This is a genomic window from Adhaeribacter sp. (genome assembly GCF_057359045.1).
This window is the reverse complement of record NZ_JBMQUD010000030.1, coordinates 39,114-46,556: the sequence shown is the minus strand read 5'-3', so window position 1 is coordinate 46,556 and position 7,443 is coordinate 39,114. Positions and strand designations below refer to the sequence as shown.

Genomic DNA, 7,443 nt, shown 5'->3' with positions numbered 1-7,443 from the left:
TTTTAAAAGATGTTACAGCCGAAAAGGACAGTATATAGAAAAATGCAGAAAGGAAGAGTAAGAGGTCTTGCTCACCGTGGTAGCACCATTTCCTTTGGTTCATTTGCTATAAAATCATTAGAAGCATCCTGGATAACCAGCCGTCAGATAGAAGCAGCTCGTATTGCCATGACCCGCGCCATGAAACGGGAAGGTCAGGTTTGGATCAGAATATTTCCTGATAAACCAATAACTAAAAAGCCTGCCGAGGTTCGGATGGGTAAAGGTAAAGGTTCCCCTGAGTATTGGGTAGCAGTAGTTAAGCCAGGCACCATTTTATTTGAATCAGATGGTGTGCCTTTGGAAACTGCACAGGAATCATTAAGATTAGCTGCTCAAAAATTACCAGTAAGAACCAAATTTGTTGTACGTAACGATTACGTTGAGTAGAAGTCATGAAATATTCAGAAATACAAGCGCTCTCTTTAGAAGAGCTGAAAGAGCGAATTAGCGCGGAAACTGCCAGCCGGCAAAGCCTGAGATTTGCCCATTCTATTTCTCCTTTAGAAAACCCCCTGCGCATTACCCAAAACCGGAAAGTAATTGCCCGGTTACAAACCGAATTAAGAAAAAGAGAATTAGAGGGAACTTCTAAATAATTAGGAAAATGGAAGAGAGAAATCTAAGAAAAGAAAGAACCGGTAGAGTTGTCAGCAATAAGATGAATAAGACAATCACCGTAATCGTAGAAAGCAAAATGAAACATCCCATTTATGGGAAGTTTGTAAATAAATCTACGAAGTTTAAAGCCCACGACGAGAATAACGATTGCGGCGAAGGTGATTTAGTCCGGATAATGGAAACCCGGCCTTTGAGCAAGAGCAAGAACTGGCGATTAGTTGAAATTATAGAAAGAGCTAAATAAGATGGTACAGCAGGAATCAAGATTATCTGTGGCCGATAACAGTGGAGCTAAAGAAGTTTTAGTTATCCGGGTGTTAGGCGGTACAGGAAAAAAATATGCCTCTATTGGCGATAAAATTATAGTTACTGTAAAATCAGCTTTATCATCAGGTAACGTTAAAAAAGGCTCTGTTTCTAAAGCCGTTGTTGTAAGAACCAAAAAAGAAATTCGCCGCAAGGATGGTTCTTATATTCGTTTCGATGACAATGCAGCGGTATTGTTAAATAATAACGATGAGCCAAGAGGAACCCGTATATTTGGACCAGTAGCCAGAGAATTGCGTGAAAAACAGTTCATGAAAATTGTTTCTTTAGCTCCGGAGGTATTGTAGCATGAAAGAATTAGAAAAAGTTAAATTGCACGTTAAAACTGGTGATACTGTTAAAGTAATTGCCGGCGACGATAAAGGTAAAACCGGAAGAGTTGTTTCCGTTAAAACCAAGACAAATAAAGTAATAGTGGAAGGTGTTAACTTGGTAACCAAGCATAACAAACCAAGTGCTAAATCACCGAATGGTGGTATATCTAAGCAAGAGGCTCCAATCCATGCAAGTAATGTAATGTTAGTAGATGCTTCTGGCACCGCCGTTAGAACTGGTCGTAAACTGGCCGATAATGGTAAACTGCAGCGTTATTCTAAAAAGACAGGAGATTTAATTTAATATGGCAACTGCACGTTTAAAAGAAAAATATACCAAAGAAATTGTTCCACAATTAAGAGAACGGTTTCAGTATAAAAGTATAATGCAAGTACCTCGCATAGAGAAAATTTGCATTAACAAAGGTATTGGCAATGCTGTTTCGGATAAAAAATTAGTTGATATCGGAGTTGATGAATTAACTACCATTGCCGGCCAGAAAGCAGTACCAACCAAAGCTAAAACTTCCGTTTCTAACTTTAAGTTAAGAGAAGGAATGCCGATTGGTGCTAAAGTAACTTTACGTGGCGAGCGAATGTATGAATTTATGGATCGTTTAATGACCATAGCATTACCCCGTGTACGTGACTTCAGAGGTATCAGTGAAAAAGGCTTTGACGGCAGAGGTAATTATACCTTAGGCGTTAAAGAGCAAATTATATTTCCGGAAATTAGCATAGATAAAATCAAAGCTATATCTGGTATGGATATTACTTTTGTAACCACAGCTAAAAACGACGAAGAGAGTTACGAATTGCTGAAAGCTTTTGGTATGCCATTCGTTAATTTAAAGAAATAAAAAATGGCTAAAGAATCCGTAAAAGCAAGAGAATTAAAGCGCCAGAAAATGGTTGCTAAATATGCTGAAAAAAGAAAAGCATTAAAAGAAGCTGGTGACTGGGATGCCCTGGATAAATTACCAAAAGATGCTTCTCCCATTCGCTTACATAACCGTTGCCGCTTAACCGGGCGTCCACGGGGTTATATGCGTAAGTTTGGCATTTCCCGGGTTACTTTCCGCGAAATGGCTTCTGATGGAAAGATCCCTGGCTTAACTAAAGCTAGCTGGTAATTTTTTGCTAATAAGTTATTTAATTTAAAAAATATTAGTATCTTTGCGGCTCTTTTTAAAGAGCTACAATAATTTTATTATAATGAATACAGATCCAATAGCAGATTATTTAACCAGACTCAGAAATGCTATAAAAGCAAATCATCGGGTGGTTGAAATTCCGGGCAGCAAAATCAAGAAGGAAATAACCAGAGTACTTCATGAGAAAGGGTATATTCAAAGCTATCGGTTTGATGACTCTAGTGTACAGGGAACTATTAAAATAGCTCTCAAATATAATCCAAGTACAAAGCAATCTGCTATTGTAAATCTGGAAAGAGTAAGTAAGCCTGGTTTACGTAAATATACTCATAACGAAAACTTGCCACGGGTACTTAACGGTTTAGGCGTAGCTATTTTGTCTACATCTAAAGGTGTTATTACCGAGAAAGAGGCAAAAGAACTGAATGTGGGTGGTGAAGTTTTGTGTTACGTTTATTAAAAAAGAGTAAATCATGTCACGTATAGGTAAATTACCCATCGCCTTGCCTGCCAACGTAGAACTTACTTTGGCCGACAATAATTTAGTTACAATAAAAGGACCTAAAGGTACCCTGTCAACTCTGGTTGACCGCGATATTACCATTGCCAATGAAGATGGTAATATAGTAGTTACCCGCCCTACTGAGCAAAAACGTCATAAAGCCATGCACGGTTTATATCGTTCTTTAATCAATAACATGGTAGTTGGTGTAAGTGAAGGTTATAAAGAATCTTTAGAATTGGTTGGGGTTGGTTTTAAAGCAACTGTTGCTAACAATACTTTAGAGTTATCTTTAGGTTATTCCCACAATATATTCCTGGCTCTGCCAGCTGAAGTAAAAGCTACTGCCGTTACTGAAAAAGGTAAAGCTCCTCTGATTACCTTAGAATCCAATGATAAGCAACTTTTAGGACAGGTAGCTGCCAAAATCAGATCATTAAGAAAAGTAGAGCCTTACAAAGGTAAAGGCGTTCGGTTTGTTAATGAAGTTGTAAGAAGAAAAGCAGGTAAAACAGCTTCTAAATAAGAACTTTCATGGCTATCAATAAATTAGAAAGAAGAACCAGAATTAAGAAAAGTATCCGGAGCAAAATTTCGGGTACTCCGGAAAGACCACGGCTATCGGTTTTCAGAAGTAATAAAAATATTTATGCGCAGTTAATTGATGATATTGCGGGTAAAACATTAGTAGCAGTATCTTCTGCTAAAATTGCTTCAGATAATTCCGCAAAATCAGAGCTGTCTTTGGCAGTAGGTAAAGAATTGGCTACCTTAGCCCAAGAAAAAGGTATTACCGAAGTAGTTTTCGACCGCTCAGGTTACCTTTATCATGGTCGGATTAAAACATTAGCAGATAGTGCCAGAGAAGCCGGCCTTAAATTTTAATATATGTCACAAAATAACATACGTGTTGTAAAAGCGAGTGAGATTGACCTCAAAGAAAAAGTGGTGGCGATCAAGCGTGTAGCTAAAGTAGTGAAAGGTGGTAGGAGATTTAGTTTCTCTGCTATTGTGGTAGTAGGTGATGGCAATGGAACAGTTGGTTATGGCTTAGGTAAAGCTAATGAGGTAACCGATGCTATTGCCAAAGGTATTGATGATGCGAAGAAAAATCTGGTAAAGATACCAATGTATCATTACACTGTTCCCCATGCCATGGAAGGTAAATATTCTGGTGGTTTTGTGCTTGTTAAACCTGCTGCACCTGGTACAGGTGTATTGGCAGGCGGTGCTATGCGCGCCGTACTAGAAAGTGCAGGTATTAGAGATGTATTAGCAAAGTCTAAAGGTTCTTCTAACCCGCATAATGTAGTTAAAGCTACGTTTGATGCTTTATCTAAAATGCGCGATCCATTAGCAGTAGCCCAGCAAAGAGGAGTAAGTCTGCAAAAAGTTTTTAACGGTTAGTATTATGGCACAAGTAACAATAACTCAGATCAAAAGTGTTATTGATCGTCCGGAAAGACAGAAGAAGACGATTCAGGCCTTAGGTTTAGGCAAAATAAATAAGACTGTTACGGTAGAAGGAACTCCTCAGATTTTGGGTATGATCAAAAAAGTTCATAACCTGGTTGAGGTAAAATAATAATAAGATGAATTTAAGTTCACTACAACCTGCAGAAGGTTCGGTAAAAAACAGAAAAAGAATTGGTAGAGGTACAGGCTCCGGCAGAGGAGGTACTTCAACCCGTGGTCATAAAGGAGCTAAATCCAGATCAGGTTATAGCCAGAAAACTGGTTTTGAAGGTGGTCAGATGCCATTACAAAGACGGGTTCCTAAATTTGGCTTTAAAAACTTCAATCGGGTTGAATACGCAGGCATTAACCTGGATGTTATTCAATCTTTAGTTGAGCGCGATAATGCCCAAACAGTTGACTTTGCTTATTTAAAGTCGCATGGTTTAGTTTCCAAAAATGCTAAAATTAAAATTTTAGGCCGTGGAGAATTAAACAGTACAGTAGAGGTTCATGCTCATGCTTTTTCTAAAGCTGCCATTGCTTCTATTGAAAAAGCAGGTGGTAAAGTGGTTTCGCTATAATAGCTTATATGAAGAAGTTGATTACAACTTTTAAGAACATTTTTGCAATTGAAGACCTAAGGATTCGTATTCTGAATACCTTAGGCTTTATTGCAATATTCCGGCTTGGTTCTTATGTTGTTTTACCCGGTATAGACCCTAATCGGTTACAATCTAATTCGCAAGGAATATTTGGATTATTGGATACCTTATTAGGAGGAGCATTTAGCAATGCTTCTATTTTTGCATTAGGTATAATGCCATATATTTCTGCTTCTATTGTTTTGCAGCTTTTAACCATTGCGGTACCTTATTTTCAAAAACTGCAGAAGGAAGGCGAATCCGGAAGAAAGAAAATCAACCAATACACCCGGGTACTTACCATTATTATCACTGCTGCGCAATCATTTGGGTTTATACAAACCATTAATGCTGAAGCGATAGTAGTTGATCCCTTTTGGTTTGGGGTAACTTCTATTTTTGTTTTAACAGCCGGAACCATGTTTTGTATGTGGCTAGGCGAGAAAATTACCGATAAAGGTATTGGTAATGGTATATCTATGCTGATTATGATTGGTATTGTATCCCGTTTGCCAGGTGCCCTTATTGCAGAAGCTCTTTCTAAACGTCTGAACGGAGCTTTAATATTTATTTTAGAACTAATCGTTCTGTATTTTGTGGTAATGGCGGTAGTAATGCTTACTCAAGCAATTCGTCGGATACCCATTCAATATGCTAAACAAGTAGGAGGAACTACACAATATAGTGGTCAGCGCCAGTTTATTCCTTTAAAAGTGAATGCAGCGGGAGTTATGCCCATTATATTTGCCCAATCTTTAATGTTTATTCCATCATTGATAGCTTCGATATGGCGTGATACATCAGAATTAGCGGCTTCTATTGGCACAACCTTCTCTGATTTTACATCATGGCAATATAATTTACTTTTTGGTATTCTAATCATTGTATTCACTTATTTCTATACCGCTATAAGTGTAAACCCCGACCAAATTTCGAATGATTTAAAAAGAAGCGGCGGCTTTATACCGGGTATAAAACCAGGTTTAGCAACTTCTGAATTCATTGGTCAGGTTTTGGATCGTATTACTTTACCTGGTGCTTTGTTCTTGGCTATTATAGCTATATTACCTTCTATTGCAATGTTGTTTGGTATCACGCGTGAGTTTTCAGCATTTTTTGGGGGTACCTCGCTTATTATTATGGTAGGTGTAGTGTTAGATACCCTTAACCAGGTTGAAAGTTATTTGTTAATGCGTCACTACGATGGTATGATGAAATCAGGTAAGTTGAAAGGCCGGACGCAAAATATTGCGATGGCATCCTGATAATGGTTAATTACAAAACAGAAGAAGAAATTCAGATTATCCGGGAGAGTGCTGATGTTTTAAGTAAAGCTCACGGCGAAGTAGCTTCTTTAATCAAAGAAGGAGTTACAACTTTAGAGTTAGACAAACGAGCTGAAGAATTTATACGGGATCACGGCGGAAAACCTTCCTTTAAAAATTACAATGGGTTTCCTTATAGTTTGTGTATTTCGGTCAATTCGGCTGTTGTACACGGTATGCCGGGGAAATATATAATCAAAAGTGGCGATATAGTCTCTATTGATTGTGGTGTTCTTAAAAATGGCTTTCATAGCGATTGCGCTTACACCCATGGTGTTGGAGAACTTTCGCCGGATGTGAAGCGGTTGTTGGAAGTAACCAAAGCTTCTCTCTACAAAGGTTTGGAAAAAGCAATAGCTGGTAATCGTCTGGGTGACATGTCTGCTACTATTCAGCAGGAAGTTGAAAAAGAAGGTTTTTCAGTGGTAAGAGAGTTGGTAGGTCATGGAATTGGTCGCAACTTGCACGAAGGACCTGAAGTGCCTAACTATGGTAAGCGCGGCCAAGGATTGAAGTTGCAAAACGGACTAGTTTTAGCAGTGGAACCAATGGTTAATTTAGGAACAAAAAATATTGTTCAGGAAGCTGATGGCTGGACAATTCGGACACGCGATAATAAACCATCGGCTCATTTTGAACATACTATTGTAATTAGAAAGGATAAAGCAGAAGTTTTAACCTCTTTTGAATACATAGAGCAGCGGGCATAATATTATATGGCTAAACAGTCATCTATAGAACAAGACGGAACCATTGTAGAAGCATTGTCTAATGCTATGTTTCGGGTTGAATTAGAAAATGGACACCAGGTAGTTTCGCATATTTCGGGTAAAATGCGGATGCACTACATCAAAATTTTACCTGGCGATAAAGTAAAGATTGAAATGTCGCCATACGATTTATCCAAAGGAAGAATAGTTTATCGATACAAATAAAATGAAAGTAAAAGCATCAGTTAAAAAGAGAAGTGAGGACTGTAAGATTATCCGGCGCAAGGGTAAACTTTATGTTATCAACAAGAAGAACCCACGGTATAAACAAAGACAAGGTTAATTTATAAAA

General features: G+C 38.1%; 17 protein-coding genes. All 17 read left to right on the top strand.

Annotated features, from left to right (window positions below; genetic code table 11):
• The first annotated feature begins 9 nt into the window (after window positions 1–9).
• The 17 genes from rplP (at window position 10) to ykgO (ending at window position 7,434) form a co-directional block, all read left to right on the top strand.
• Complete coding sequence (rplP, locus tag ACO1R6_RS05275; protein WP_486262804.1) at window positions 10–429, top strand: 50S ribosomal protein L16; 420 nt, start codon at window positions 10–12, stop codon at window positions 427–429.
• 5 nt (window positions 430–434) lie between these two features.
• Window positions 435–638: a 50S ribosomal protein L29 gene (rpmC, locus tag ACO1R6_RS05270; protein ID WP_486262803.1), complete on the top strand. Its 204-nt coding sequence runs from the start codon at window positions 435–437 to the stop codon at window positions 636–638.
• Between the two features lie 8 nt (window positions 639–646).
• On the top strand, window positions 647–904 hold the full coding sequence (rpsQ, locus tag ACO1R6_RS05265) for a 30S ribosomal protein S17 (protein ID WP_486262801.1): 258 nt from the start codon (window positions 647–649) through the stop codon (window positions 902–904).
• Between the two features lies 1 nt (window position 905).
• A complete protein-coding gene (gene rplN / locus ACO1R6_RS05260; RefSeq protein ID WP_146894474.1) occupies window positions 906–1,274 on the top strand; it encodes a 50S ribosomal protein L14 in 369 nt (122 codons plus the stop codon).
• Between the two features lies 1 nt (window position 1,275).
• Window positions 1,276–1,605 carry a 50S ribosomal protein L24 gene (rplX, locus tag ACO1R6_RS05255; RefSeq protein WP_486262799.1) on the top strand — a complete coding sequence of 110 codons (330 nt, stop codon included), beginning with the start codon at window positions 1,276–1,278 and terminating at the stop codon, window positions 1,603–1,605.
• A gap of 1 nt (window position 1,606) precedes the next feature.
• Window positions 1,607–2,161: a 50S ribosomal protein L5 gene (gene rplE, locus ACO1R6_RS05250; protein ID WP_486262798.1), complete on the top strand. Its 555-nt coding sequence runs from the start codon at window positions 1,607–1,609 to the stop codon at window positions 2,159–2,161.
• Window positions 2,162–2,164: 3 nt separating this feature from the next.
• Window positions 2,165–2,434, top strand: coding sequence for a 30S ribosomal protein S14 (rpsN, locus tag ACO1R6_RS05245; protein WP_486262796.1), 270 nt, complete (start codon window positions 2,165–2,167; stop codon window positions 2,432–2,434).
• Window positions 2,435–2,516: 82 nt separating this feature from the next.
• Complete coding sequence (gene rpsH, locus ACO1R6_RS05240) at window positions 2,517–2,915, top strand: 30S ribosomal protein S8 (protein ID WP_486262794.1); 399 nt, start codon at window positions 2,517–2,519, stop codon at window positions 2,913–2,915.
• Between the two features lie 13 nt (window positions 2,916–2,928).
• A complete protein-coding gene (gene rplF, locus ACO1R6_RS05235) occupies window positions 2,929–3,483 on the top strand; it encodes a 50S ribosomal protein L6 (RefSeq protein ID WP_486262792.1) in 555 nt (184 codons plus the stop codon).
• An 8-nt stretch (window positions 3,484–3,491) separates the two neighbouring features.
• Window positions 3,492–3,842, top strand: a complete 351-nt coding sequence (gene rplR, locus ACO1R6_RS05230) for a 50S ribosomal protein L18 (RefSeq protein WP_486262791.1) — start codon at window positions 3,492–3,494, stop codon at window positions 3,840–3,842.
• Between the two features lie 3 nt (window positions 3,843–3,845).
• Window positions 3,846–4,364, top strand: coding sequence for a 30S ribosomal protein S5 (rpsE, locus tag ACO1R6_RS05225; RefSeq protein ID WP_486262789.1), 519 nt, complete (start codon window positions 3,846–3,848; stop codon window positions 4,362–4,364).
• A gap of 4 nt (window positions 4,365–4,368) precedes the next feature.
• Window positions 4,369–4,542 (top strand): 50S ribosomal protein L30, encoded by a 174-nt coding sequence (rpmD, locus tag ACO1R6_RS05220; RefSeq protein ID WP_486262787.1) that lies wholly within the window; start codon window positions 4,369–4,371, stop codon window positions 4,540–4,542.
• Between the two features lie 7 nt (window positions 4,543–4,549).
• A complete protein-coding gene (gene rplO, locus ACO1R6_RS05215; RefSeq protein WP_486262785.1) occupies window positions 4,550–4,996 on the top strand; it encodes a 50S ribosomal protein L15 in 447 nt (148 codons plus the stop codon).
• An 8-nt stretch (window positions 4,997–5,004) separates the two neighbouring features.
• Entirely contained in the window at window positions 5,005–6,321 is a 1,317-nt protein-coding gene (gene secY / locus ACO1R6_RS05210; protein WP_486262783.1) for a preprotein translocase subunit SecY, read from the top strand.
• Between the two features lie 2 nt (window positions 6,322–6,323).
• Window positions 6,324–7,091 carry a type I methionyl aminopeptidase gene (map, locus tag ACO1R6_RS05205; protein ID WP_486262782.1) on the top strand — a complete coding sequence of 256 codons (768 nt, stop codon included), beginning with the start codon at window positions 6,324–6,326 and terminating at the stop codon, window positions 7,089–7,091.
• Window positions 7,092–7,097: 6 nt separating this feature from the next.
• Window positions 7,098–7,316 carry a translation initiation factor IF-1 gene (gene infA, locus ACO1R6_RS05200; protein WP_486262780.1) on the top strand — a complete coding sequence of 73 codons (219 nt, stop codon included), beginning with the start codon at window positions 7,098–7,100 and terminating at the stop codon, window positions 7,314–7,316.
• A 1-nt stretch (window position 7,317) separates the two neighbouring features.
• Complete coding sequence (ykgO, locus tag ACO1R6_RS05195; RefSeq protein WP_191040229.1) at window positions 7,318–7,434, top strand: type B 50S ribosomal protein L36; 117 nt, start codon at window positions 7,318–7,320, stop codon at window positions 7,432–7,434.
• Window positions 7,435–7,443: the final 9 nt, after the last annotated feature.